Consider the following 24954-nt stretch of genomic DNA (forward strand, 5'->3'; position numbering starts at 1 on the left):
CCGAATCCCGGTATACCCCAGGGGAGTCCCACCAGGTCCCCTCTCCCCCGGCCCGCGGGAGGCCCCGTGTTCCACCGCCTCGGCCTCGCCGGCCTCGGTCTGGTCCTCACCCTCGCCGCAGGCCCGTCCCTGGCGGCTCCGACGCCCGTTCACCTTCCCCTTCGCGTTCCGCAGACCGCTGCCGCTGCCGCGCCGGCACCCGGGGCAGGAACGCGTCCGCGGGTCACCGCGGTCACCGCGGTCGACTCGGCCCCGGGCAGCACGACAGCCCTGGCCGGGTACGCCATCCGGTCGACGAAGGAGGTCACCGACTCCGCGGCCGCCGTCTCCAGCCCCGGCTACCCGGCGACCGGCTGGTATCCGGCCGGCGCACGCTCCACCGTCCTCGCGGCGCTGCTCGCCGCCGGCGCGTACCCCGACCCCTTCTACTCCACCCAGCAGCAGCGCATTGCGGCCGCCGACTTCGACGTGCCCTGGTGGTACCGCTCCGACTTCACCGTCACCGACACGGCAGCCCGCACCTACCTGGACTTCAGCGGGGTAATCTCCGCCGCCGACGTCTTCGTCAACGGTCACCGGGTCGCCACCGCGGCCGACGTGGCCGGCGCGTACACCCGGCACGAGTTCGACGTGACCGGCCTGATCAAGGAGGGCACCAATACGGTCGCCTTCCGGATCCAGCCCAACGATCCGCGAAAGCAGCTCACCATCAGCTGGCTCGACTGGCTCCAGCCGCCACCCGACGAGAACATGGGCATCGTCCGTGACGTCACGGTGCGCCGCGGCGGGCCGGTCGCCCTGCGGGACGCACACGTGGTGACGGCCCTGGCCATGCCCTCGATGGGCTCCGCCGACCTGACCGTCAAGGCCCAGGTGCGCAACGACTCGGCCGCCACCGTCACCGCCACGCTGTCCGGCACGGTCTCCGGCACCGAGGCTCCGGTCGCCGTCAGCCGCAACGTCACCCTGGCCCCGAACGAAACGAAGACGGTGGTCTTCGCCCCGGCCGACCACCCCGCGCTCCGCCTGACCGCGCCCCGCGTGTGGTGGCCCGCCACGATGGGCGAACAGCCCCTGTACGGCCTCGACCTGACCGCGACGGTGAACGGCGCACCCTCCGACACCGCGCACCAGTCCTTCGGCATCCGCGACGTGCAGGCGCCGCTGAACGCCGACGGCGACCGGCAGTACCGGATCAACGGCCGCCCGTTGCTGATCAAGGGGGCCGGCTGGTCCCCCGACGAGTTCCTCCGCTGGGACCGCACCTACGTCGAGGACCGGCTGAAGTACGCCCTCGACCTGGGCCTGAACACCCTCCGCCTGGAAGGGCACATCGAGCCCGACGAGTTCTTCGACCTCGCCGACCGCTACGGGATCCTGACGCTGCCCGGCTGGGAATGCTGCAGCAAGTGGGAGGGCGAGGTCAACGGAACCGAGGCCGGGGAGGAATGGGACGATCCCGACTACCCCGTCGCCCGGGCCTCCATGGCCGCCGAAGCGGCCCGGCTCCGCCACCACCCCAGCGTGATCTCCTTCCTGATCGGCAGTGACTTCGCCCCGAACGAGGAGATCGAGCGGGGCTACGTCGACGCGCTGCGGGCCGCCGACTGGACGGCCCCGGTGGTCCCGGCGGCCTCCGACACCTCCGCCCCGATCACCGGGCGCTCCGGAATGAAGATGACGGGCCCGTACGACTGGGTGCCGCCCGGTTACTGGTACGAGAAGCGGGAGGGCGGTGCCACCGGCTTCAACTCCGAGACCAGCGCCGGCCCGGACGTCCCGACCCTCGACACGCTGCGCCGCATGATGTCGCCGGCCGAGCTGGAGACCCTCTGGAAGGACCCGTCCGCCGCCCAGTACCACCGCTCCCCCTCGCGCACCTTCTCCACCCTGAGGCTGTACGACGCCGCGCTGGCCGGCCGCTACGGCTCCCCGACCGGCCTCGACGACTACGTCCGCAAGGCGCAGCTCGCCCAGTACGAGAGCGTGCGCGCACAGTTCGAGGCCTACGCGCGCAACGCCAAGGACGCCTCCGAGCCGTCGACCGGGGTCATCTACTGGATGTTCAACAGCGGCTGGACCTCCCTGCAGTGGCAGCTGGTGGACCGCTTCCTCGACCAGGGGGGCGCCTACTTCGGTGCGAAGAAGGCGAACGAACCGCTGCACGTCCAGTACGGGTACGACGACCGCTCGGTATCGGTCGTCAACACCCGGAACGCCGCGGCCTCCGGCCTGACGGCGCGGGTGACGCTCTTCGACCCGGACGGCACGCAGCGGTACGACCGGACGGTGACCGGCTTGAGCGTCGCGGGCGGCGGCGCGAGCAGCACCGCGCTCACGGTCCCGGAGTCGGTGCCCGGCCTGTCCAACACCTACCTGGCCCGGCTGCTGCTGACCGACGGCGCCGGGCGCGAGGTGAGCCGGAACGTCTACTGGCTCTCCACCCGGGCGGACGTCCTCGACTACGAGAGCAGCGACTGGTATTACACGCCGACCACTTCCTACGCCGACCTGCGGGGGCTGAACTCGATGAAACAGGCGTCGGTCACGGCGGCCGCCTCGACGACGGAGGACGGCACGGGGACGTCCACGACGACGGTGACCGTACGCCACACCGGCACGGGCACCACCACGCCGGCCCTGCTCACCGACGTCCACCTCGTGGGAGCGCAGGGAGCTCCGGTGCTGCCGGTCCGGTGGAGCGACAACCAGGTCAGCCTGTGGCCGGGTGAGTCGGCGACGCTGACGGCCACCTACCGGACCGCGGACCTGCGCGGCTCCGCGCCACAGCTGCGGATCTCCGGCTGGAACACGCCGACGGCCACGGTCCGGGCCACCCAACACCGCCTGGAGTAGAGGCAGTTGAATGGTTCGTTCAGCCTCGTTGCGGGGTATTGATCCGAAACGCTTTGAGTTCAGGCTCGTTGACGGTGTGTGAGTGATCTGGTGGGGGACGCGCGGACCTGGTCGCCGGACGCGCAGGAGGCCGTGCGGTTGCTGGCGGTGGCGAAACCCGGCCCGAAAGTCATTCAGATCGACAAGTTCAACACGGTCTCCCTTTCCCGACGGGCGAGCATCGTCGTCTGTCACGGCGGGATCGGCACCATCGCCAGTGTCATGTCCTGCGGAACACCGGCTGTGTGCATTCCGAACGACGTCGACCAGGCCGTGCACTCCATCGTCGCCGACCGGATGGGCCGGGTGCAGCCTGTCGGACTCGCGGCGTGGAAAACGCGGAATCCGGCGGGCAGAAGATTTCCCACTGTGGATTCAGTCGAGATCGGCTCGGCCGTCCAGTGCGCGCTCGACGCGGGAGGATACGCGCCGGTGCGCTCGGAAGGGGCGCTCCAGGTGGCCCGGTACCTTCACCTGCTGTGATCCTGGGCGCGGCGTACTGGGCGTACCGGAATCCGCCGTCCAGCTGACCCCACGTGGCCACGCTTCCGCCTGGAGGAACCATGTCCCTACCGAGCCTGCTCGGCGTCTTCGCCCACCCTGATGACGAGTCCCTGCTCGCGGGCGGCGTTCTCGCCCGACACGCCGCCTCGGGCGCGCGTACGGCCGTCGTCACCGCGACCTGGACGCCGGGCAGCCACCGCGCCGCCGAACTCGCCGACGCCCTACGCATCCTGGGAGCCGGCGAGCCGAGGCTGCTGGAGTACGCCGATGCCCGCGTCCCCGAATCGGCGCCGGGACGGCCGCGGTTCGTGGACGCACCGCTCGACGAGGCAGTGGCACGGCTCGTACGCCACGTACGCGAGTTCCAGCCCGACGTCGTCGTCACCCACGACGACTACGGTCAGCTGACCGGACACCCCGATCACGTCCACACCCACCGTGTCACCCTGCTGGCCGTGCACGCCGCCGGGCTGGAACACCTCTATCCCGAGGCGGGGGAACCCTGGCAGCCCGCCGCCCTCTGCCTGGCCACCCATCCGCACTCGGGCGTCGGCGAGCTGGGTGCGCGGCTGGGCGACGTCGGGAAGAGCGTGCGCAGCGTCCCGGAGGAGCGGGTCAGCGCGACGATCGACGTACGTCCGTGGCTGGAGCGGAAGTGGGCCGCCATCGCCGCGCACCGGAGCCAGACGGAACGCCGTCGCTCCCTGCCCGGTATCCTCTCCCGCCTTCCCGCCGATGCCCGCGGGCGCATCCTCGCGACGGAGTGGTACACCCGCCTGGCCGTCCGCCCCACACCGAGCGGCCCGAGTGGCTCGGGTGGGCTGACCGCCTGATTCGACGCCACGGCTCGCGGCCCTCGCCCGTGCAGGTGGATCGCGGCATCCAGTGGGCGCGGCGCAGCCAGCCGTACCTGCACGGCCGCGACGGCGCCAACAGGCTGTGGCCTGGCACGGGAGGGCGGCGACCCGCTGCGCGGCGGCGAGCAGAAGAGGGCCGGTGCCCAGCTGCGCACGCGGCGGAACCCGGCGGCCGGGACGGGGGAGACGGTCCTCGCCGGCCTGTCCGACGACGACCTCCTCGCCTCGCACGAGGAGCACGGCGTCGTCGCCCGGGGCGGATCGTCGATCGCGCCGTACGCCGACCTCCTCGTCCCGCACCGCCCTGGCGGTGGTGGGCTGACTCTAGCATGACACGCCCCCGGGCGCGGCAATCCGCCGGTGCGCGGAGGGGCTCGGCCTAGGCTCACGGCATGGGTACCGACAGGGTGACAGTGGCCGATCTGATCTTCGATCGGCTGGACACGAACGGTGACGGAGTGCTCGCCGCGGACGACTACCGGGCGAGTGCCGATCAGGTGCTCCAGTCGTACGGCATGGGGCCGAGCTCGCCCAAGGGGCGCGCCCTGATCGAGGCGAACCTCGCGCTGTGGGAGCAGCAGGCCGCGCTCGTCGACCGCGATCGCGACGGGCGGATCACTCGGGAGGAGTACCGGGAGTGGGTCGGCTCCCTTCCTGCCTCGGACGCCGGCCGGCCCTCGGGGTCACCGGAGGTGATGGCCGCGCTGCACGCGCAGTTCAACGTGGCCGACCGGGACGGGGACGGGCTGATGGGCCGCCATGAGTTCGTGGTCTGGCGGGGGCTCAAGGGCGTGCCGGCCGGGACGGCGGAGGCCTCGTTCGAACTGATCGACTCGAACGGCGACGGTGCCATCAGCTGGAACGACTTCAGCGGCGCGGCTCACCGCCACGGCCTGGGTGCGCTGCTGTACCGGCCGAGCTGACCCTTCGCCCGCCGCTCGGCGGCAGGCGGTCAGCGCAGGTCGAGCCGCATCAGGACGCGGGGATGGCCGGCCAGCACCGAGGTCGTGTCGGCGGCGTGGGTGAACCCGGCGCGTTCGAAGTTCTTCCGGATCCCGGCGTACGCCATCGTCATGTCGACCTTGGCGTCACCGTTGTCGAGGGGGTACGCCTCGACGGCCGGTGCGCCGTGGGCGCGGGCGAACTCGACCGCGCCGGCGATGAGGGCGTGCGAGATGCCCTGCTTCCGGTGGCCCGGGCGGACCCGGATGCACCACAGTGCCCAGACGGGCAGGTCGTCGACCTGTGGGATCTTACGGCTGCGCGCGAAGGAGGTGTCCGAGCGCGGCGCCACCGCGGCCCAGCCGACGGGCTCGTCGCCGTCGTAGGCGATGACTCCCGGAGGGGGTTGCTCACCGCACATCCGGGCGACGTACTCACCGCGGGCCGGTCCGCGCAGCTCGTTGTCGAGCTTGGACGGGATCCGGTAGCTCAGGCACCAGCAGACGTTGGCCCCGGGCGACTTCGGGCCGAGCAGGGCGCGGACGTCCCCGAAGTCCGAAGCCGGGCGTACCTCGATGGTCATGACACCACCATGACACGGCGCACGGAGCTCACATGGGAAGCGAGCGCAGGTGCACAGGGCCGTCGGGCCAGTGCGCATCGGCCCGCAGGGGGGTCGTCATGGTCCGCAGCGGCATCGTCACGGTCCCACCCGGCTGTTCGACGTGGACGTCCTGCTCGAGCGTGCACCAGCCGAGCCGTCGGTAGAGGGGGACGAGGGGCGGCCGGCAGAAGAGCAGGGCGTGCTGGAGTCCCGTGGTCCGGGCGTGGTCCAGAGCGGCCGACAGGACCACCCGGGCCAGTCCGCGCCCCCGTACGTCGGGTGCGACGGCCACCCCGCCGACGCCCATCACCTCGGTGTCCACGCCGCCGATCGACAGGGGCAGTCTCAGCAGACCGGCATGGGCCACGAGACGGTCTCCCTGCCGGACACCGAAATGGTGCTCCTTCGCAAGCCACGTGAGGCCGGCGTCCGCCACGCCGAACGGGTCCGGGCCGCCGCCCAGGATCTCGCGCTGCTCGGTGTTCGTGTAGCGCGCGAGGCGCACCGCGGTCGGATGAGGCAAAGAGGCGTGATCGGTCATCCGGCCATGATCGCGTCCTCGGCCCTCACCCGGCCAGGCCGCGGCCGGCAGTGTGGTGGTGATCATCCGGAACCTCGCGCGGCTTGCGGGACGCCGGCGCCTGTCCCATAGTCCGAGGTATGGACGCGCGCGAGGCGGCGCTCCGACGAGCACATGACCATGCCGTCCGCTGGCTGGCGAGCCTGTCCGACCGCCGGGTTCCCGCACGCGCTTCGGTCGACGAGATCGTGCGCGCGCTCGGAGCCGAGCTGCCCGAGGGTCCCAGCGCCCCCGCCGACGTCGTCGATCTGCTGGCCACGGCCTGTGAGCCGGGGCTGACCGCGTTCCCCAGCGGCCGTTTCTACGGGTTCGTGGTCGGCGGCACCGAACCGGCCGCACTGGCCGCGGACTGGCTGGTCAGCGCCTGGGACCAGAACTGCGTGATGCGCGCCGTCTCACCCGCGTACACCGCGGCGGAGGAGATCGCCGGTGCGTGGCTGCTCGGCCTGCTCGGCCTGCCGGGTGACAGCGCGGTCGGCTTCACCACGGGTGCCACGATGGCGAACTTCACCTGCCTCGCCGCAGGGCGGGACGCGGTGCTGCGGGGCGCCGGCTGGAACGTCGCCCGCGACGGGCTCGCGGGCGGGCCGCCCGTACGCGTCATCGCCGGCGAGGACCGTCACATGGCCGTGGACCTGGCACTTCGCTACCTGGGGCTGGGCCGGCCCGAGCTGGTGAAGGCGGACGGCCAGGGGCGCATCGGGCCGGAGGCCCTGCGGCACACCCTGGCGGAGGGCGGCCGGAGCCCGACGATCGTGGTCCTCCAGGCCGGAGAGATCCATTCCGGCGCCTTCGACGCCTTCGCCGAAACGATCCGCGCCGCGCGCGAGGCGGGGGCGTGGGTGCACGTCGACGGCGCCTTCGGGCTGTGGGCGGCCGCCTCCCCGCGCCATGCACACCTGACGGCCGGTTGCGCGGACGCCGACTCCTGGGCGACGGACGCCCACAAGACCCTGAACGTCCCCTACGACTGCGGACTCGCCATCGCGCGCGACCCGCTCGCGCTGCGGGCCGCGATGGGACTGCAAGGGGACTACCTCATCCAGCACGAACACGGCGACCCCATCGACAAGGTCCCCGAACTCTCCCGGCGGGGCAGGGCGTTCACCGTGTGGGCCGCGCTCAGGTCCCTCGGCCGCTCGGGGGTGGCCGACCTCGTCGACCGGCTGTGCCGCCACGCGTCCGAGTTCGCCGCCGGCATCGCCGCGATCGACGGCGCGACGGTCCTCAACGACGTGGTGTTCACGCAGGTCTGCGCCGAGTTCGGCGGCGACGCGCGCACGGACCGGGTACTCGCCCGGCTGCTCGAAGACGGCACGGCGTGGATCAGCGGCTCGACTTGGCACGGCCGGCGCGTCATGCGGATCTCGGTGAGCAACTGGTCGACGACCGACGACGACGTGAGGCGGGCCCTCGACGCGATCCGGTGCGCGTCCGCCGCCGTCCCCCGGCCGCCCGGCGGCTGATCCGGACGCCGCCGTGCCGGAACTCCGGCCCGGCCCGACCCCCCTCTGCGGTCGAACAGAGAGAGGCGCCACACCGTGATTCCGGTACGTTCCCCGCGTCGCGGCCTGATCGTGGGCCTGACCATCGCCCTCGGCTGCGTGTCCGGCCTCGGCCTGCTGGCCGGGTCGTTCTCCATGCTCTTCTACGGCTCGGAAGGCGCGTGCAAGGAGGCCGCCGCGCAGGAGTGCGTGGCGCAGGTCTCGGCCACAGCCCCTGCGGCTGCGGCCGGCACGGCCCCCGTGGCCGACAGGACCGGCACGGAGTGCACGGACGACCGTGGGGATCCCTGGAACACCGCGGACAGCGCGTAACGCGTACGCGCGGGGCCCATGCCGCATGCCCGATGTGCCCGTCAGCATGACTTTTCGGCCATTCCTCACATTCCGAGAACCGGACGGGTTCGGGGGCGCGTCGGTCCGTTCAGCCACTCAGCACGGGGAAAGGCTCAGCCGATGTCCAAGCCCTCAGCCAAGCGAACCGCCTCCCTCACCCTCGCGGCCACCGCCGTACTCACCCTCGCCTTCGTCACCACCGCCTCCGCCTCCGCCTCCGCCGACGGATCCACGCCGAAGCAGGTCCCGGCGGCCGCGGCGTTGCCGTCCGTCTCGGGCAGCCCCGAGGCGGCTTTCACCCGCATCGCCGACTTCTACGGCTCCTACATCGACGCGGTCTACGACGGGGACGGGCAGACCGCGGACCGGTTGCGCACCTTCTTCCTCTCGGAGCCCCTCCGGGCGGAGCTGAGGAAGTGGGAGGAGACGAACCACGCGGACGGCGTGCTCCGCGCTCAGAACGTGCCCCTGCAGTGGGAGGTCGCCTCCACCGGCAGCGGGATGGGCAAGACCAACGCCACCGTCACTCTGACGTGGGGCGGCGGCGACACGACCCAGGTCTTCGTCCAGGCCGACCTGGCGACCAGGAAGATCGTGTCCATCCGGGACTGACCGGCCTGCACGGGGGCGGCCGGGAGCCGCATGCGCCTCCCGGCCGCCCCGCCTCCCCGTTCTGGCACGCTGTCCGCCATGGAGCTCTCGACGATCCGCGGACTGGCCCTGCCCGCACAGCTCTCCTCCCTGCCGGCCACGGGAAGGTTCCACCATCCGGGTGATGCCGAACTGCGCAGACTCATCCCCTGGTTCGAGTCCCCGCTCGACTTCCTGACGACCACGGGGCAGATCGAGTCGGAGTCCGGCTCGCTGGACTTCTTCGCCGGCGATCCGACGTACGCCTTCTTCCGCGAGGCACGGGGAAGCCGCAGGGAGACACCGGTCGAACTGCCCTGGCTGGACGTCGAGCAGGCGCTCTTGATCGCCGTGAACCGGATACCCGGCGACGATGTGGCCCTCGCTCTCGACTACCGCACCGACGCGTCCGATCCCCGCGTCGTGGGCAGCGACTTCTGGTCGGATCCCCCACGGTGCGCATGGCGGACCGTGGCGCCCTCCTTCTCGGCCTTCGCCGCGGCTCTCGCCCTCAGTGGATGACGCTGAAGCTGCGCCAGGGCAGGCTTTCGGGGGCCGTCACGTTCGAGAGGGTGGTGGCCACGTAGATGCCGTCGGCCCGGTCGGTCTTCCTGCAGTTCTCCGTGCGGTACAGCACGATGTCGACGAGGGTGTTGTTCTCGACGTGGGTGGCACCCCTGGGGATGGCGATCCTGTGGCAGCCCGTGACCAGGGTGTTGGAGTAGCTCAGCTCGACCGGCGAGTCGTGACCGCGGAAGGTGAGCATGCCGACGGTGCTCCGACCCAGGCCCGAGCAGGCGGTGGCGGTCAGCAGGAGTGCTGCGGCCCCCGCGAGGATGCTGATACGTCGCCTGTGGGACATGGTGCGGTCCTCGTCTGTGCGGTGGTGGCGGTCCTTGCACACAGCGTGGCCCTGCGGGGCCCGGGGGGCTTGCGCTGCTCGGCCGACCGGATGAACGCGGCGGCGGATGGCGGGTGGGACACACCCGCAAGGGGGACCCGGCCGGGGCGGGCAGGGTGCGCCGGTGACCACGGCCGCGGGGCGCCCGGGGGCCACCCGGGGCCGCCTCGGACCGGTCCGGCGGATTCCTCCCGGTCCGGCGCGTAACCGCGGCCACGGTGAATCGTTTCTCTATCTGTCGCAGATACACACCCGCGTCCCCCGCGGCATCAGCGGCACGAGGGTCCGGGGAAGTCCATCACTCCCCGGGCCCTCGGCTCCTCCCCCAGTCGGCGGGACCGGACGCCTGGTTGGGCCCGTCCGGTCACCGCCCCCGTCTTCCGCGGCGCCGAAGCGGTCAGCGGCCGCGGCGGTTGTCGTAGACGGTGAGGGACAGCGCCTTCATCGCGGTCTCCGCGCGCTTGGCGTCCAGGCCCTCGTCGATGGCTTCGCGGGCGGCGGCCGCCGAGGTCTGCACGGGGTGCGGCAGGCCCTCGTAAGCGGCGATCCGGTAGGCCATCGTGCGGCGGGCCGTGCGCTCGGCTTCGGTCACCCCGTCGGCGGTGAGGGGGAAGACGGCGGCCTGGTACGTCGCGATGCACACGAGGGTCGCGTCGGCGAGGCCCTCCGCGTAGCCGTCGGCCGGCACGGCGTCCTCACGCTCGGGCCTGAGGAAGGCGAAGACCTGGCGGCGGGAGAGGAACGAGCCCGCACCCGCGCCCAGGCCGGCCGCGCTCGCGCAGACCAGGGCCATCAGCCGGCCGGACAGGAGCAGGCCGGCGCAGGCTCCCGCGACCGCACCGCACGTCACCAGGACGAAGGTGATCATCAGGTGGATGCGCTGGGCGGGCGGGGACTTCATGCCAGCAGTATGCACAGCGCCGTGGCGCCCGCCGCCCCTGCCCCGTCCGGGCAGGGCACCCCGGTCAGCACCGTCACCCCTTGCGGTGTCGCGCGTCGGACGCGGTCGTCGGACGTGGCGGTCGGACGCGGTCGTCGGACATGCGCCTCAGACGCGGCGGTCGGCCGCGTCGAAGCGGACCAGGGACAGGGCTCCGGCGTGCAGGGAGTCCTCCAACGCGCGCTGCGTCGCCTCGTCCAGACCGCCCAGGGCCTCCGCGACCTCCTCGGTGGCGTCACGGGCTATCTCGGCGGCCAGGTCTCCCGGCGGGGTACGGGGCCCCAGCTTGCTCACGGCCGACGCGGCCCGGGCCGGGGTGAGCAGGCCGGTGCCGTGCACGAGCAGCCAGCCGGGGACACCGGCCGCGCCTTCGGCGGGTGCCTGGTAGGGGCGCGAGCCGTCGAAGCGCTCGTCCTCGGCGAAGGCGGGCTGCTTGAACTTGGCCATGGGCCGGCCGGGTTCCCGGGTTTCCCCGGCGGGCTTGACGACCAGGCCTTCCGCCAGGTTGTCCGGCAGGGCGGGCAGGCCCAGCAGGCCGGGCAGCCGGGTGGGGAAGACCACCGGCAGTTCCTGGAGCCGGGCGACCGGGCCTTCGGCCAGCAGCGGGACGCAGACCAGGCCGGCCGCGTCCGCCGCCGCGCGCAGCGTCCGGTCGGCGACCCAGCGCAGGCCGTCCCCGTCGGCGACGGTCGCGTCGAAGGGCAGCCAGTAGCAGGTCGGGCGCGTACCAGACGCCGGTCTGTACGGGCTCCGCGCCCCGGGCCGGCGGGACGTCGGGGTGGGGGTAGCGGCCGCCCGCGAGTTCGCCGTAGAGGGTCACGACCGCCGAGGCCGCGGCCCCGCACTCCGCCCGCAGGGCCCGGGCGCAGCGGGTCGCCGCGACCGCGAGGGCGGGCCAGATCCGGCCGACGCCGAAGAACTCGTCCAGTCCGGCGTCCGCGAGCAGCTCGCGCCGCTTGGCCGGATGCACGCCCTCCTCATCGCACACGACGGCGAAGTTGGCGCCGTGGATCTTCTCGTGGGCGACCCAGTTCCGTCCGCGGACCTCTCCCAACCGGCGGTTGGCGGGGATCTTCGGATACGGGGACCAGGGGCGGGGTTCGAGGTGCACCGCGCGATGGTAGCGAGCACGACGGGTGCGGAGCACGGGATTTCCGCGGCGGGGCGACCCGGTCCGGTGGTCCGGCGCCACGCCCGCACCTCGGGCCCGAAAGGATCCCCGGCCGGAACGTGCCCGGTGGGTGCCTTCTAGGGTGGCCACGACAACTGACCTGCTTGGAAGGGGAATCCAGACGTGTTCGCTGTGATCTACAGGTGGCGGGGTTGGCCCGCTCCTTGCCGTTGCCGATGCCGGTGTCCACCAGGACGCGCAGCCCGTCGACGGTGAACGCGAAGCTGTGGCTGTCGAGGTGGAGGATGCCCTCCTCGTCGGCGAAGTGGGGGCGCAGCCAGTCCTGCCCGGCGACGACAGCGGGGGTGGCGTCCGGCAGCAGCCACGGTCCGGTGGCGGGCGGCAGGAGCGTCTCGTCGATGCGGTGGACGGTGACGTCGCCCACGGTCCACGCGGGGATGGTGGGCGGCCGAGTGGCCGGCTGGGTGGTCGGCCGGGTGGCCGGCGGAGTGCTCATGTCGGTTCGTTTTCCTCGGTCTCGTGACGGACGTTCGGTCGTTCGGTCTGTTACGGAGGGTCGTCGGGGACGCCGTGGGCTCCCCCGCGGCTGCGGCGTGCCGCGGCGAGTGCCCCCAGGGCTGCGACGGTGAGCAGGGCGGCGACGGCGTAGCAGGGCCAGCGCAGCGCCAGGGAGTAGGTGCTGAAGACCACGGTGATGGTCAGCGCGGACAGGCCCCCAGGCGGTCTGGTAGGAGGAGCAGAGCGGGGTGGGTGCGCTGGATGCGGCGAGGAGGGCGGCCAGGATCGAGGCGCTCAGGGCGAAGGCCGCCGTGCGATGGCCCGCGTTCCCGCGGACGGCTCGGTAGGGCGACGGCGCAGGTGATCGTGGTGTGACGGCGGGCATGGGGCAGGCCCCTCGGCGCTAAACGCAATCAGTTCGCTTTAAGTCACCGTAGAGCCACGCAGTCACCTAAAGCAAACCATTAGCTTTAGATGCGCCGACCGCCACGCCGCGGTCGCCGTCGTCGCCCAGCACATCCACTCCGTCGTCGCGCCCGCCTACCGTGCGGAACCGGAACCGGAGAACCACGATGCAGCCGCATGAGCTCCCCGACTGCAGCCGCCGACGCGGTCCGCACCCGGCAGCTGTCCCCCGTCGAGCTGGTGGAATCCGAACTCGAGCGCATCGAACGGGTCGAGCCACACCTGCAGGCGTACGTCTGCGTCGCCGCCGAGCACGCCCGCAAAGCTGCGCGCGAGGCCGCACACGACATCGCGACCGGCCGCTACCGCGGTCCGCTGCACGGCGTCCCGATGGGCCTGAAAGGCCTGATCGACGGGGCCCGCACACCGACGTCCGCCAGCTCCCGGGTCCGCGCCGGCCACCGTGCGCAGACCGACAGCACGGTCGCAGCACGCCTGGCGACAGCCGGCGCGGTCCTGCTCGGCAAGACGCACACCCACGAGTTCGCGTACGGCCCGGCCACACCACAGACGCACAACGTCTGGGACCTCGACCGGGTCGCCGGCGGGTCGAGCGGCGGGTCCGCCGTCGCCACGGCCTCGGGCTCCGCGACCTTCGCCCTGGGCACCGACACCGGCGGGTCGATCCGGGTGCCCACCGCGCTCAACGGCGTCGTCGGCCTCAAGCCGGCCTACGACCTCGTTCCCCGCCACGGCATCACGTCCCTGTCGCGGTCGCTCGACCACGTCGGCCCCTTCCGCGTCGGCCATGCGTACGAGCAGACCTGCCCCGCCCACGGCCACGGGCGCCCGGGAGGCGGTCGTCCGGCTCACTAGAAGCAATGATTTTGCGTTAAGGTGACGGCGTGAGCAGGCAGATGGTGCGCCCGGGCGGGCGCAGCGCCCGGGTCCAGACAGCGGTGCACACCGCGGTGCGCGAACTCACCGCGGAGATGGGCCGGGACGCCCTGACGGTCCCGCTGATCGCCCAGCGTGCGGGCGTGACCCCGTCGACGGTCTACCGTCGCTGGGGGGACCTGCAGGAGCTGTTGTCGGACGTCGCGGTCGAGCGCCTGAGGCCCGAGACCGCACCCCAGGACCACGGCGCCCTGTCGGCCGACCTGACGACCTGGGCCGAGCAGTTCCTCGACGAGATGTCCTCCCCCGCCGGCCGCGCCTACATCCGCGACGCCCTGCTCGGCGACCCGGACGGCAGCAACGCCGGCCGGTGTTCCGCCTATGCCGCCGAACAGATCGGCGTCATCCTCACCCGCGCGGCCGAACGCGGGGAGCGGACACCCGACGTCGAAACGGTCATCGACCACGTCGTCGCCCCCCTGATGTACCGCCTCCTCTTCCGCCCCCAAGGCCTCGACACCGCCTACGCGCTGAACCTCGTGACGGCGGCTCTCGGCGCGACCGGTCCCTAGCGGGGCAATGCGGTTCGTTCCGAGGTGGCCGTGGCCTTACGGTGGCGCGATGGTGCACGTGCGGGAGATGGACAGGGCCGACATCGAGGCCGTCTCGACGATCCGCGTCCGGGGTTGGCAGGCGGCGTACGCCGGCATCGTTCCCCGGACGTACCTGGACGCGATGACGGTCGAGGACGACGCGGGCCGGCGGCGGCAGTGGTTCTCTCAGCCGCGCAGGGAGTCGAGAGACCTCGTGGCGGTCGGCGACCGCGGCCCGGTGGGGTGGGTCTGCTTCGGACCGTGTCGCGGCCGGCTGCCGGGCGTGAGGCGGGTGGGTGAGGTGTACGCCCTGTACGTGTCACCGGATCTGATCGGCCGGGGCATCGGCCGGAGGCTCCTCAGCGAGGCGCACGCCCGTATGCAGGACCAGGGCTTCGCGGAGTCGGTCCTGTGGGTCCTCCGGGACAACCAGCAGGCCCGGCGCTTCTACGAACGGGCCGGCTACCGGGCCGACGGCGCAACTCAGGACGACGTCTACGACGAGATCGCACTCTCCGAGCTCCGCTACCAGCGCGTGCTCTGAGTCCGCACGGCTCTGCCTCCCGGCCTCGGCGGCCGGCGCAGCCGCAGGCCGGGCCCGGCCCGGCCCGTCACAGGGGGTCCACGTCCAGGAAGGCGGCGAGGGCCGGTTCGGCGCCGCCGGGTGTGCCGGGGAGGAGCAGTTCCGCCCAGATGACCTTGCCCTCGGGTGTGTACCGCGTGCCCCAGTGTTCGCTGAGCTGCGCGACCAGGAACAGTCCGCGCCCTCCTTCGTCCGTGGTGGCGGCGTACCGCAGGTGGGGGGCGGTGCTGCTGCCGTCCCACACCTCGCACGTCAGGGTGTGGTCGTGGAGCAGCCGGACGCGGACCGGGCCGCTGCCGTGCCGCAAGGCGTTGGTGATCAGTTCGCTGAGGATCAGTTCCGTGGCGAAGCCGAGTTCCGACAGGCCCCACTCGTCGAGCTTCTTCGCGGCGACGCTGCGCATGGCGCCGACCGCGCTCGGCTCGAACGGCACGTCCCACTGCGCGACCCGGTCCGGGCCGAGGGTCCGCGTCCGCGCGATCAGCAGGGCCACGTCGTCGGTGGGACGGGCCGGCAGCAGCATTTCCAGTACGGCCCGGCAGCTGTCCTGCGGGTCCCGGTCGGGATGGCTCAGGGCCGCGCGCAGCAGTTCCAGACCCTCGCCGATGTCCCGGGTCCGCTCCTCGACCAGCCCGTCCGTGTAGAGGACGAGCTGGCTGCCTTCCGCCAGGAACAGTTCCGCGGTCTCGAACGGCATGCCGCCGAGCCCCAGAGGAGGTCCGGCCGGCAGTTCGACGATCTCCGTCGTGCCGTCGGGAGCGACCACCAGGGGCGGCAGGTGCCCCGCCCGCGCCATCGTGCAGAGCTGGGACACCGGGTCGTAGATCGCGTACAGGCAGGTCGCGCCCATGATGCCGCCGCCACCGTTCGTGTCGGCGCCGTCCCCGTCACGGTCGTGGTCGATGCGCTGTACGAGGTCGTCGAGGCGGGCGAGGATCTCGTCGGGCGGCAGGTCGAGGGAGGAGAAGTTGTGCACCGCCGTGCGCAGCCGCCCCATGGTGGCGGCAGCGTGGAGGCCGTGCCCGACGACGTCTCCGACGACCAGCGCGACCCGGCTGCCCGGGAGCGGGATCACGTCGAACCAGTCGCCGCCCACTCCCGACTGTGCGGGCAGGTAGAAGTGCGCCACGTCCATGGCGCTCTGCTCGGGCAGGGCCCGCGGCAGCAGGCTGCGCTGGAGCGTGACGGCGAGGGCGTGCTCGCGGGTGTAGCGGCGGGCGTTGTCCATGCTGACGGCGGCGCGGGCGACGAGTTCCTCGGCCAGCGACAGCTCGTCCTCGTCGAAGGGCTCCTTCTTCTGCGACCGCCAGAAGTTGACCACCCCGAGTACGACACCGCGGGCCATGAGCGGGGCCGCGATCAGCGAGTGGATCCCGTACTCGACGATGGCCTGGGCGCGGGGCGGGTCCTGGGCCTGCCAGCCCGGGGCGTCGGACAGGTCGGTGACCAGCTCCGCCCGGCCGGTGCCGTAGCCCCGCGCCTGGGGCGTGGACGGCAGGAAGTCGATCAGCCGGCCGACGGGGTAGAGGGGATGGTCGGACCGGATGCCGCTGACCGCGGTGCGCCTCATGTCGGCGCCCGGGGCGGGTTCGTCACCCTCGAGCACCTGGTCCGCCAGGTCGACCGTGACGAAGTCCGCGAACCGGGGGACGGCGACGGCGGCGAGCTCCTCGGCCGTCCGCACCACGTCGAGGCTGGTACCGACCTCGCCGCCCGCATCGTAGAGCAGCTTGAGGCGCCTGCGGGCCGTCTCGGCCCGGGCGGTCAGGACCCTCATCTCCGTGGAGTCGCGGATGGTGACCGCGCTGCCCTCCGGCCGGCCGCGGGGGTGGGTGGGCCGCTGGTTGACCACGAGCAGCCGGTCCCCGCTCTCCAGCACCTCGTCGGTGGCCGTCCGGCCCGAGAGCAGCAGGTCCGCCATCCGGCGGTCCAGGCCCGGTACGTCCGCGATGTGGCGTCCGTCGGCGTCCTCCGGCAGCCCGAGCAGTCGTTTGGCCTCGTCGTTCGCCAGCAGCAACCGTCCTTCACCGTCGGTGATCAGCACCCCCTCGCGGACCGCGTGGAGCACCGCGTCGTGGTGCTCGTACATGCGGGTCATCTCCTGCGTGCCGAGCCCGTGGGTCTGGCGGCGCAGCCGTCTGCTGATCAGGGCCGTGCCGCCGGTCGCCAGGGCCAGGCCGGTGGCGATGGCCAGGAGGATGACGGGGAGCTGACGGTCGACGACGCCGCTCACGTTCTTCACGGTCAGTCCGGCCGAGACCAGGGCGACGACCTTGCCGTCGGGGTCCTTGACCGGTACGACGGCCTGGATCTCCTTGCCCAGGGGGCCCTGCACGCTCTCGGTGAGGACGTTCCCGGCGAGGGAGGGCTTGATCGTGCCGACGAACCGTTTCCCGATGCGGTCGGGCTGGGGGTGGGTGTACCGGATGCCGTTGGTGTCCATCACGACGATGAAGTCCACGCCGGCGGCCTTGCGGGTCTCCTCGGCGAGGGGCTGCAGGACGGCGGACGGGTCCCGCGTCTTCAGCGTGTCCTCCAGGCCCAGGGAGTGGGCGAAGGTCTCGGCCACGGACACCGAGCGGTTGCGTGCCTCACGGTCGATGTCGTGGCGCGACTGGAGTACGAGGGCCAGCAGCGCCCCGGCGGCGAGCAACACCACGATCGCCACCTGGAGGACGAATACCTGTCCGGCGACGCTCCTGGCTCTGTTGCCTAGCGGTGACCGCACCGACGTGCCCGGCACGGGTGGCAAGGAATGGTCACGCACCCAGTTGTAGCACTTCCGGGCCTGCATGGCTCCCATCGCGCACGGCGCGCTCCGGATCTGTCACGCCCCGTCCTGAACGGACGGTCAGTGCGACGCCGTGTCGCCGAGGGCCAGGGGGCCGCCCGTGGCCGTGGCGGACGGGGCCGGCGTGGCCTGCGGGGCCTGTGCTGCGCGTGCGGTCTGCGGGGCCTGCCGGGTCTCCGGGGCCTGCGGGGCCTGCCGGGTCTCCGGGGCCTGCTCGGCCGGCTGGGTGCCCGGGGCCTGCGGGGCTTGCGGGGTGGGCGAGGCCTCCGGCGTGCAGGTCACCTCGTCGCGCGGCGTGTAGTGGGTCTTGAACTCCTCGTGCTTGACCTCCTTCCCGCCCTGAACGAAGACGCGGCCGACGGCCACGTCGAAGCCCTCGAGCGGGGTCTGGACCTCGCACGTCGGCCCGCTGCCCGTGCGCTTGGCGGGCGGGGTGATGTTCGTGCGCGGACCCTTGGTCGCACGTATCTCGTCGTACTTCTTCGTGCCGAGGAGGCTGATGGTCAGCGAGGTGTCGGTGGACCTGGCCTGGATGTAGAGGGGGTGGCCCGAGTCGTTGATCCAGCGCAGGTCGAGGGTGCCCCAGGCGACGGTGGCCTCCCGCCCCTCGGGGTAGCGCTCGATGTAGAAGGAGTGGGCGCCGTGCTCCACGGGCTTGACGCCGGCGAAGAACGCCGCGTTGTACATGGTGGTGGCGACCGCCGAGACGCCTCCGCCGGGCGATTTCACGTACTGGCCGTCATTGATCATGATGCCGTCGACGAAGCCGTTCTCCGGGGTGCGCTCGCCGACCGTGCGGTTGAAGCTCCACTCCTCCCCCGGCATGACGACGGAGCCGTTGATGAGCTCGACGGCACGGCCGATGTTGGTGGTGCGGTACGGGGCGGCCGGGAACTCGACGGTGAAGGAGGAGACCTTCTCCTCGATGCCGAGCCGCCGTGCCTCTTCGCTGGTGAGGTCCGGCTGGACGGCCACGGTGGCGACCTCGCCGCTCCGGGCCGCGCCCGAGCGGGTCAGCAGGGGCAGCACGGCCTTGCCGAGCGCCGCCTCGGTGACCTGCCGGCCCTCGCGGCCCGGCTCCCCGATGACCACGCTCCCGTCCGCGTCGAGACGGGGCACGGCGTCGCGCGGGTCCTCGGTGACCGCCCCGATCGGGCGGGCCACGGCAGGGTCGGCGAGCAGGCCCTTGGAGTCGAGGGCCGGTACGAGCCGGCCCTGGGCGTCGGGGCGCATCTTGAGGTGCTCGCCGAGGACGCCGGGGCCTATGGACAGGCGCTGCCCGGCGACGGTGAGGTTGACGGGCCCGGACATCGCGGGCTGCGCGAACTGCCGCATGGCCCGTCCGGTCTCCTCGGCCCCGATGTGGGGCTGGGTGCGCTCGACGGGCATCACGACGGGGGCTGCGGCGGGCCGCAGGTAGGCCTCGCGGAGGGTGGCGAGGGCCCGGTCCTGGATGAGGGTGACGCCCTGCTGAGGGGCGACGGCCTTCGCCGCGCCCTTCTCGAAGGTGATCGACCCGTCGCGGGCCTGCTGACCGGTGGCCGCGCCGATGCGGTCGACCGCGGCCCGGGCGGTCTGCTCGTTCATCCGGATCACCGGCTCGACCTCACGGTCAGCGGAGGCGAAGAGCCGGCCGATGACGGTGGCCGGTCCGTAGCCCGTCCGGACGGTGTGGTCCACGGTCGCGGTGGTGTCGAGCGAGAGCCCGAGCGTGGCGGGGGCGGCCTTCTCCACGTGGTCGCCGATCTTCATCGCGACCGGGGCCGCGGCGGCGGGCCCGAGCTCCCGGGTCAGCGTCTGCCGCGCCTGCCCCCGGCTCATTCCGCCGATGTCCACTCCCAGGACGCGCGTGCCCTGGTCGATGTCGCTGCCGGCCACGAGCCCGGTGACGTAGAGGCCGCCCCCGAGTCCCAGTACGACGGCGCCGCCCGCCAGCGGCAGGGCGATCCGTCGGTTGCCGGTCCAGTTGCCCACGCGTCCCATGTCTCTCCCACGGCGCCGACCGGTCAAGCAGGTGGCGCGGGCCCCACAAACGACCCATAGACGACAGTTCCGAGAAGCAATGATCCATGCCGAATGGGTGATTCTGGGGTGAATGTAATAGTTCTCACGATGCGGGTCAGGCCCTGCTCAGCGTGGCCGCGCGATCGGGTACGGCGGCCTGCAGGTCCTTGGGCGGACGCTCGTACCCCGTCGACGCGGGCCGGGGCGGCAGGACGAGCGAGGGCAGGGCCACGGACTCGCAGGGGACCCAGGACAGCAGGTGGGCGATCATGTTGAGCCTCGCGCTGCGCCTGTCGTCGCTCTCGACCACGCACCACGGGGCGTCCGCCGTGTCGGTGTGGACGAGCAACTCGTCCTTGGCCCGGGAGTACGCCTCCCAGCGCGTGAGGGACTCCAGGCCCATCGGGGAGAGCTTCCAGCGCCGCAGCGGGTCCTGCGTACGGCGGCGGAAGCACGATCTCGCCGGCCGGTCGGCAGGTGCTCCACGCTGCGCCGGAAGTACCACTGGCCGCGTTCCCGATCCGTCGGCTCCGGAAGGGCCGCAATGCGCGTCGCACGGGGATTGAGGTGCTCGGCGACCCGCTTGATCGCGCCCCCTTGCCCGTCGCGCGGCGCGTGGATCAAGGTCGCCCCCACGTGCGCCGGTGTCGCCGTCCGTGAGCGACGGGATACGCAAGCGGCACGAGCTGGTGCTCGACCACTCCCGGGCCGGTCAGGCGATGACGGAGAGGACGATCTTGCCGGTCGTGCGCCGGCTGTCGGCGAGTTCGTGGGCCTTGGCCGCGTCCGCGAGCGGGAGGACGGTATCGAGTTCGGGGCGCAGCATCCCGGCTTCGGCCAGTGCGGCGATCTCGCGCATGCCCGCTTGGTCGGCTTCGACGGCCATGAAGGCGGCGCGCAGTCCGAGCGGCCTTGCGATGTCCGCCAGTCGAGCCTCGGCCGGTGAGGCGAGCGCGACCAGGATGCCACCGGGGCGCAGGGCGCGCAGGGAACGTGGCCCGTAGGCGCCGCCGATCGCGTCGACGACCACGTCCACCGGCTCCACGGCCGTCTCGAACTCGGCTTCGGTGTAGTCGACGAGCTCGTCGGCGCCGAGCGAGCGCAGGAAGTCGTGCTTGGCGGAGCGGGCGGTGCCGATGACGTGGGCGCCGCGCGCCTTGGCGATCTGCACGGCGAGATGGCCGACCCCGCCCGCCGCCGCATGGATCAGTACGCGCTGTCCCGGGCGGACGCCGGCGGTGTCCACCAGGGCCTGCCAGGCGGTCAGTCCGGCCAACGGCAGCGCGGCGGCCTGCTCGTGGGTCAGTGCGGCGGGCTTGCGGACCAGGTGCCGGGCCGGGGAGGTGACGTACTCGGCGTAGGTACCGGCGGGCAGCGGGTGACGTGGCATGCCGAACACCTCGTCGCCCGGCGCGAGGGTGGTCACCCCCAAGCCGACCGCCTCCACCACGCCCGAGACGTCCCAGCCGAGCCGGATCACGGCGCCGGCCAGACCTCCGGAGGCGCGGTGCCAGGAGTCGGTCGGGTTGACGCCCGCCGCATGCACCCGTACCAGCACCTCGGCCGGCCCGGGCACCGGGCGCTCCGCCTCGACCACCCGGAGCACCTCGGGCCCGCCGAACTCGTCCTGACCGATCGCACGCATCGTGCTCCCCCCGTCTTCGCCGGGCCCCTGCGGCCCTCTTGGTTCAAGGTTCTGCGATGCCCCGGACCCCAACGAGTGGCAAGATTGCCATGATGTGTATGGATCTTGCCATGCATCGTGTCGTCGTCCTGGCCCTCGAAGGCGTCTATCCCTTCGAACTCAGCATCCCCGTACGCATCTTCGGTACTGCGGCCGGATTCGACGGCGAACCGCTCTACGAGGTCGTCACCTGCGGCCTGGACGGCGGCCCGGTCACCACCAGCGCCGACTTCGCCATCACCGTGGCCCACGGGAGCGAGGTGCTGCGGACCGCGGACACCCTGGTCATCCCCCCGTTCACGTGCGGCACGGAGGACGACCGGGACTGGCTGCCCGACGAACTGGCCGAGGCCCTCGGCCACTTGCCGGCCGACGCCCGCATCGTCTCCATCTGCACCGCCTCCTACGTGCTGGCCTCGGCCGGCCTCCTCGACGGGCACGCGGCCACCACGCACTGGAACGAGGCCGGAAACTTCCAACAGGCCTTCCCGCAGGTGCAGGTGGACGCGAACGTCCTCTTCGTGGACAACGGCCGGATCCTCACCGCGGCGGGAGTCGCCGCCGGGGTCGACCTGTGCCTGCACCTGGTGCGCCGCGATCACGGCAGCGAGATCGCCAACAGGGTGGCCCGGCTCTGCGTCGTACCGCCCTGGCGGGAGGGCGGCCAGGCCCAGTACATCGACCGCCCGCTGCCGGAGCCGGCGGCCGCCACGACGGCCGCCACCCGGGAGTGGGCCCTGCGGCAGCTGCACCGTCCGCTCACCCTGGCCGAGCTCGCGGGCCACGCCGGGATGAGCGTACGGACGTTCTGCCGGCGATTCGGCGAGGAGGTGGGCATGCCACCCGGCCAGTGGCTCGCCCGGCAACGGGTCGAGCACGCGCGCCGGCTGCTGGAGACCACCGACCTGTCGGTCGATCACGTCGCCTCCCACGCCGGCTTCGGAACGGCGGCGTCCCTGCGCCAGCACCTGGCCCAGACGATCGGGGTCTCCCCCACGGCCTACCGGCAGGCCTTCCGCGTCGACTGAGGGAAGGGGCGCCAAGTCGGCGCCCGGCCAGGCGCGTTGCCGTTACCGGATCATCGGGTTAGATTCCTAGAAACTGATTCTAATTTCGGGCGGGGCAGACGTGTTAGAGCTGACGGGGAGCGGGGCCGAGCCGCTGGAGGCGGGGGATCCGCGCCAGATCGGGGCGATTCCGCTGGCGGGCCGGCTCGGGGCCGGAGGCATGGGGCGGGTGTTCCTCGGGGTCCAGGACGGCCGGTACGTCGCCGTCAAGCAGCTGCTGTCCTCCGTCGTCGGCGAGGACCAGGACTTCCTGCGGCGTTTCGGGCACGAGCTGGACAACCTCGCCCGCCTGCCCGCGGAAGCCACCGCGCCGCTGCTCGACAGCGACCGCACCGCGAGCCCGCCGTGGTTCGCCACCGCGTACATCCCCGGGCTCACCCTGCGGGAGGCCATCGGGCTGCACGGCGGCCCGCTGCCCGCGGACGCGCTGTGGCTGCTGCTGCGGGAGGCGGCGGCGGGCCTGGCGTCGGTGCACGCGCTGGACATGGTCCACAGGGACCTCAAGCCGTCCAACGTCATGCTGACGCTCGACGGTCTCACCCTCATCGACTTCGGCGTCGCCCGGGCCGCGGAACAGAGCCAGCTGACGAGGACCGGCATGGTGGTGGGCACGCCAGCCTACATGGCTCCCGAACAGGCCTCGGGCAGACGGCGGTTGAGCGGCGCCACCGACGTCTTCGCGCTGGGCTCGGTCCTCGCGTACGCGGCCTGCGGCCAGCCGCCCTTCGGCGACGAGTCGGGGCACGGCGTGCTGTACCGGATCGTCCACGAGGAGCCCGACCTGGAGCCGTTGCGGGAGGTGGAGCCGGAGCTCGCCGACCTCGTCGCTTCCTGCCTCGACAAGGATCCCGACTCCCGCCCCACCGCGGCCGAACTCCTCGAACGCGCCTCGCAGCACGGCCCGTTCACGGAACCGCTGTGGCCGGCGGCCATCTCCGAGCGGCTGGCCGAGCGGGCCGCCTTCGCCGCGAACGTGCAGGAGGTCGACGTACCGACGCTCCCGCTCACGGGTGAGAAGCCGGAACCGGACGCGGGAACGGAACCGGCACCGGCACCGGCACCGGCACCGGAGAGGGGATCCGGGAAGGAACCGGGGGATCCCGGGCCGGCGCCCGCACCCGCCGCGTCCCGTCCGGAGCGGCCCGAGCGGTCGGAGCGGCCGGAGCGGCGCCGCCGTACCCGCGTCCTGCTGGCCGTCTTCCCCGTCGTGGTGGTCGCGGGCGGCACGACGCTCGCCATCCAGTACCTGCCGCACACGGGCTCTCCGCAGGCCGAGGCGGGGAGCACCCCGCACAACTCGGTCACGGCGCCGGCCGACCCGACGCCGCCGACGACCACGGGCGGCAGCCCGGCGGCAACGACGTCACCCGTGCAGTCGCCGGCCCCGGACCAGGCGCAGGGCGGGGCGGGCGGCGTCCCCCCGGACGGGGCCGCCGCGGGCACCGGTCCGGGCCCCGGTCCGGGCCCGGGCGGCGGCGCCCAGACCGGCCCGGGCGGCTCGGGAGGCTCGGCCGGATCCGGAAACCCCGCGAACGCGGGCGGCGCCGGCAGTACGCGCCCGTCCGGCGGCGGGACGTCCACCGCCCCCACCGCCCCGGCACCTCCGGCGCCCCCCGCATCCGGCACCTACCGTTACCGCAACGGCAACAACAGCAAGTGCATCACCCAGGTCTTCGGGGCGTCGGACTTCGGCGAGTGCTCGGACGGGTCCGCCCGCTGGACCGTGCAGGGCAGGTCGGACGGGAGCTTCAAGCTCGTCAACCAGCAGAGCGGCCAGTGCCTGTACTCCAACGGGCTCGGCCAGGCCGTCTTCGTGGGCGACTGCGCCCAGGACATCGGCCGGATCTGGCGTACGGGCTCGAACGGCAGCCTCCGGAGCGACCTCGGCGGAGGCTGCCTCGACCTGGGCATGGCCAGCGGCCTGGTGACGAAGTCGTGCGGCGGGGAGGCCTCGCAGCGCTGGACGAGGCAGAGCTAGAGCCTCGGTACGTGCCTCACGAACCGCTTCGTTCTCCGAGTGCGAACGAAGCCCGTTCTCGCCACTCCGTGCCGTCGTGGACCATGAGTTCCACCGACGAGACGTGGGAGGTGAACGGGAGCCCGTCGGCGAGATCGGCCGCGATGCCCTCCAGCGTGGCGGCGCCTTCCTGACCTTGGGCAAGGGTCAGGTGCGGCACGACCTCGGCGAACCGGCCGCCGTACGGCGGAGCCTCGGGCCAGCGGTCCGCGATCGCCTGCGTGAGCTGCCGCAATCGCGTGTCCGGCTCGGGGACGAGGTACAGCACGTCCGGGAACCGCCCACACTTCTCGAAACGCAGGTCGAACGCCTGGTGGCGGCCCATCAGGTCCGCGAGGGCCGAGTGGACGACCGCGTCCACCCGGCTCTCGTCAAGGAACGGGAAGAGCACGGTGACATGTGCGGGAACCCCGTCGTGGGCCGAGGGATCGATCCGTTCCCGCCACGCCCGGACGACCGGCTCCGCCTCCGGGATCCGGACGACGAGTCCCGTCTGGCCCGCCTCGAACACGCTGGTGCTGTCATCTGCCATGGCACCGCATGGTGTCACCTCCGCCCCGTACGGCAGGGGACTTTTCTTCACTGGGCGATC

At 72.5% G+C, this 24954-nt stretch carries 22 protein-coding genes and 4 pseudogenes; 13 read left to right on the top strand and 13 right to left on the bottom strand.

Annotated elements, in window-relative coordinates:
• Nucleotides 1-129: 129 nt before the first annotated feature.
• From OG332_RS01310 to OG332_RS01325, 4 genes are all read left to right on the top strand, one after another.
• Entirely contained in the window at nt 130-2856 is a 2727-nt protein-coding gene (locus OG332_RS01310; RefSeq protein WP_442816323.1) for a glycoside hydrolase family 2 protein, read from the top strand.
• A 78-nt stretch (nt 2857-2934) separates the two neighbouring features.
• Nucleotides 2935-3378, top strand: a complete 444-nt coding sequence (locus OG332_RS01315; protein WP_327411675.1) for a glycosyltransferase — start codon at nt 2935-2937, stop codon at nt 3376-3378.
• Nucleotides 3379-3458: 80 nt separating this feature from the next.
• A complete protein-coding gene (locus tag OG332_RS01320; RefSeq protein WP_327411676.1) occupies nt 3459-4232 on the top strand; it encodes a PIG-L deacetylase family protein in 774 nt (257 codons plus the stop codon).
• A 416-nt stretch (nt 4233-4648) separates the two neighbouring features.
• Nucleotides 4649-5179: an EF-hand domain-containing protein gene (locus OG332_RS01325; RefSeq protein WP_327411677.1), complete on the top strand. Its 531-nt coding sequence runs from the start codon at nt 4649-4651 to the stop codon at nt 5177-5179.
• A gap of 29 nt (nt 5180-5208) precedes the next feature.
• Here OG332_RS01325 and OG332_RS01330 read toward each other — a convergent pair whose 3' ends face one another.
• Nucleotides 5209-5781: a GNAT family N-acetyltransferase gene (locus tag OG332_RS01330; protein ID WP_327411678.1), complete on the bottom strand. Its 573-nt coding sequence runs from the start codon at nt 5779-5781 to the stop codon at nt 5209-5211.
• Between the two features lie 28 nt (nt 5782-5809).
• The gene (locus OG332_RS01335; RefSeq protein ID WP_327411679.1) at nt 5810-6343 is read right to left on the bottom strand and encodes a GNAT family N-acetyltransferase; all 534 of its coding nucleotides are present in this window, start codon (nt 6341-6343) and stop codon (nt 5810-5812) included.
• 119 nt (nt 6344-6462) lie between these two features.
• Here OG332_RS01335 and OG332_RS01340 point away from each other — a divergent pair, with 119 nt between their 5' ends.
• The 4 genes from OG332_RS01340 to OG332_RS01355 all read left to right on the top strand — a co-directional run bounded on the left by OG332_RS01340 (nt 6463) and on the right by OG332_RS01355 (nt 9372).
• Complete coding sequence (locus OG332_RS01340; RefSeq protein ID WP_327411680.1) at nt 6463-7848, top strand: pyridoxal phosphate-dependent decarboxylase family protein; 1386 nt, start codon at nt 6463-6465, stop codon at nt 7846-7848.
• Between the two features lie 75 nt (nt 7849-7923).
• Entirely contained in the window at nt 7924-8199 is a 276-nt protein-coding gene (locus OG332_RS01345) for a hypothetical protein (RefSeq protein ID WP_327411681.1), read from the top strand.
• Nucleotides 8200-8340: 141 nt separating this feature from the next.
• The gene (locus tag OG332_RS01350; protein ID WP_327411682.1) at nt 8341-8832 is read left to right on the top strand and encodes a hypothetical protein; all 492 of its coding nucleotides are present in this window, start codon (nt 8341-8343) and stop codon (nt 8830-8832) included.
• 78 nt (nt 8833-8910) lie between these two features.
• Nucleotides 8911-9372 (top strand): hypothetical protein, encoded by a 462-nt coding sequence (locus OG332_RS01355; RefSeq protein ID WP_327411683.1) that lies wholly within the window; start codon nt 8911-8913, stop codon nt 9370-9372.
• Here OG332_RS01355 and OG332_RS01360 read toward each other — a convergent pair.
• The 6 genes and pseudogenes from OG332_RS01360 to OG332_RS01380 all read right to left on the bottom strand — a co-directional run bounded on the left by OG332_RS01360 (nt 9362) and on the right by OG332_RS01380 (nt 12513).
• Entirely contained in the window at nt 9362-9712 is a 351-nt protein-coding gene (locus OG332_RS01360; protein WP_327411684.1) for a hypothetical protein, read from the bottom strand. The genes OG332_RS01355 and OG332_RS01360 overlap by 11 nt on opposite strands.
• A 436-nt stretch (nt 9713-10148) precedes the next feature.
• Complete coding sequence (locus tag OG332_RS01365; protein WP_327411685.1) at nt 10149-10652, bottom strand: hypothetical protein; 504 nt, start codon at nt 10650-10652, stop codon at nt 10149-10151.
• Between the two features lie 147 nt (nt 10653-10799).
• On the bottom strand, nt 10800-11252 hold the full coding sequence (locus OG332_RS01370; RefSeq protein WP_327411686.1) for a hypothetical protein: 453 nt from the start codon (nt 11250-11252) through the stop codon (nt 10800-10802).
• Between the two features lie 241 nt (nt 11253-11493).
• A pseudogene (locus OG332_RS47740) lies at nt 11494-11952 on the bottom strand (hypothetical protein); the annotation flags it as partial.
• A gap of 55 nt (nt 11953-12007) precedes the next feature.
• A pseudogene (locus OG332_RS01375) lies at nt 12008-12319 on the bottom strand (MBL fold metallo-hydrolase); the annotation flags it as partial.
• Between the two features lie 50 nt (nt 12320-12369).
• Nucleotides 12370-12513, bottom strand: coding sequence for a hypothetical protein (locus tag OG332_RS01380; RefSeq protein WP_327411687.1), 144 nt, complete (start codon nt 12511-12513; stop codon nt 12370-12372).
• Nucleotides 12514-12893: 380 nt separating this feature from the next.
• Between OG332_RS01380 and OG332_RS01385 the strand changes: the two are divergent.
• From OG332_RS01385 to OG332_RS01395, 3 genes and pseudogenes are all read left to right on the top strand, one after another.
• Nucleotides 12894-13521, top strand: a pseudogene (locus OG332_RS01385) (amidase); the annotation flags it as partial.
• A 122-nt stretch (nt 13522-13643) separates the two neighbouring features.
• On the top strand, nt 13644-14195 hold the full coding sequence (locus tag OG332_RS01390; RefSeq protein WP_327419069.1) for a TetR/AcrR family transcriptional regulator: 552 nt from the start codon (nt 13644-13646) through the stop codon (nt 14193-14195).
• 49 nt (nt 14196-14244) lie between these two features.
• On the top strand, nt 14245-14760 hold the full coding sequence (locus OG332_RS01395) for a GNAT family N-acetyltransferase (protein ID WP_327411688.1): 516 nt from the start codon (nt 14245-14247) through the stop codon (nt 14758-14760).
• Nucleotides 14761-14827: 67 nt separating this feature from the next.
• Here the strand turns inward: OG332_RS01395 and OG332_RS01400 are convergent, their stop codons facing one another.
• From OG332_RS01400 to OG332_RS01415, 4 genes and pseudogenes are all read right to left on the bottom strand, one after another.
• Nucleotides 14828-17467 (bottom strand): SpoIIE family protein phosphatase, encoded by a 2640-nt coding sequence (locus OG332_RS01400; RefSeq protein ID WP_327411689.1) that lies wholly within the window; start codon nt 17465-17467, stop codon nt 14828-14830.
• Between the two features lie 183 nt (nt 17468-17650).
• Nucleotides 17651-19573 carry a VanW family protein gene (locus OG332_RS01405; RefSeq protein WP_327411690.1) on the bottom strand — a complete coding sequence of 641 codons (1923 nt, stop codon included), beginning with the start codon at nt 19571-19573 and terminating at the stop codon, nt 17651-17653.
• A gap of 136 nt (nt 19574-19709) precedes the next feature.
• Nucleotides 19710-20197, bottom strand: a pseudogene (locus OG332_RS01410) (polyphosphate kinase 2); the annotation flags it as partial.
• A 109-nt stretch (nt 20198-20306) separates the two neighbouring features.
• Complete coding sequence (locus tag OG332_RS01415) at nt 20307-21239, bottom strand: NADP-dependent oxidoreductase (RefSeq protein WP_327411691.1); 933 nt, start codon at nt 21237-21239, stop codon at nt 20307-20309.
• A 110-nt stretch (nt 21240-21349) separates the two neighbouring features.
• Between OG332_RS01415 and OG332_RS01420 the strand changes: the two genes are divergently transcribed.
• Nucleotides 21350-22306: a GlxA family transcriptional regulator gene (locus OG332_RS01420; protein WP_327411692.1), complete on the top strand. Its 957-nt coding sequence runs from the start codon at nt 21350-21352 to the stop codon at nt 22304-22306.
• A 100-nt stretch (nt 22307-22406) separates the two neighbouring features.
• Nucleotides 22407-24323 (top strand): serine/threonine-protein kinase, encoded by a 1917-nt coding sequence (locus OG332_RS01425; protein ID WP_327411693.1) that lies wholly within the window; start codon nt 22407-22409, stop codon nt 24321-24323.
• Between the two features lie 16 nt (nt 24324-24339).
• On the opposite strand, the gene OG332_RS01430 is transcribed toward OG332_RS01425, so the two are convergent.
• Complete coding sequence (locus OG332_RS01430) at nt 24340-24894, bottom strand: 2'-5' RNA ligase family protein (RefSeq protein ID WP_327411694.1); 555 nt, start codon at nt 24892-24894, stop codon at nt 24340-24342.
• Between the last annotated feature and the right edge of the window lie 60 nt (nt 24895-24954).

It is taken from the genome of Streptomyces sp. NBC_01233 (genome assembly GCF_035989305.1).
Lineage (GTDB): Bacteria > Actinomycetota > Actinomycetes > Streptomycetales > Streptomycetaceae > Streptomyces.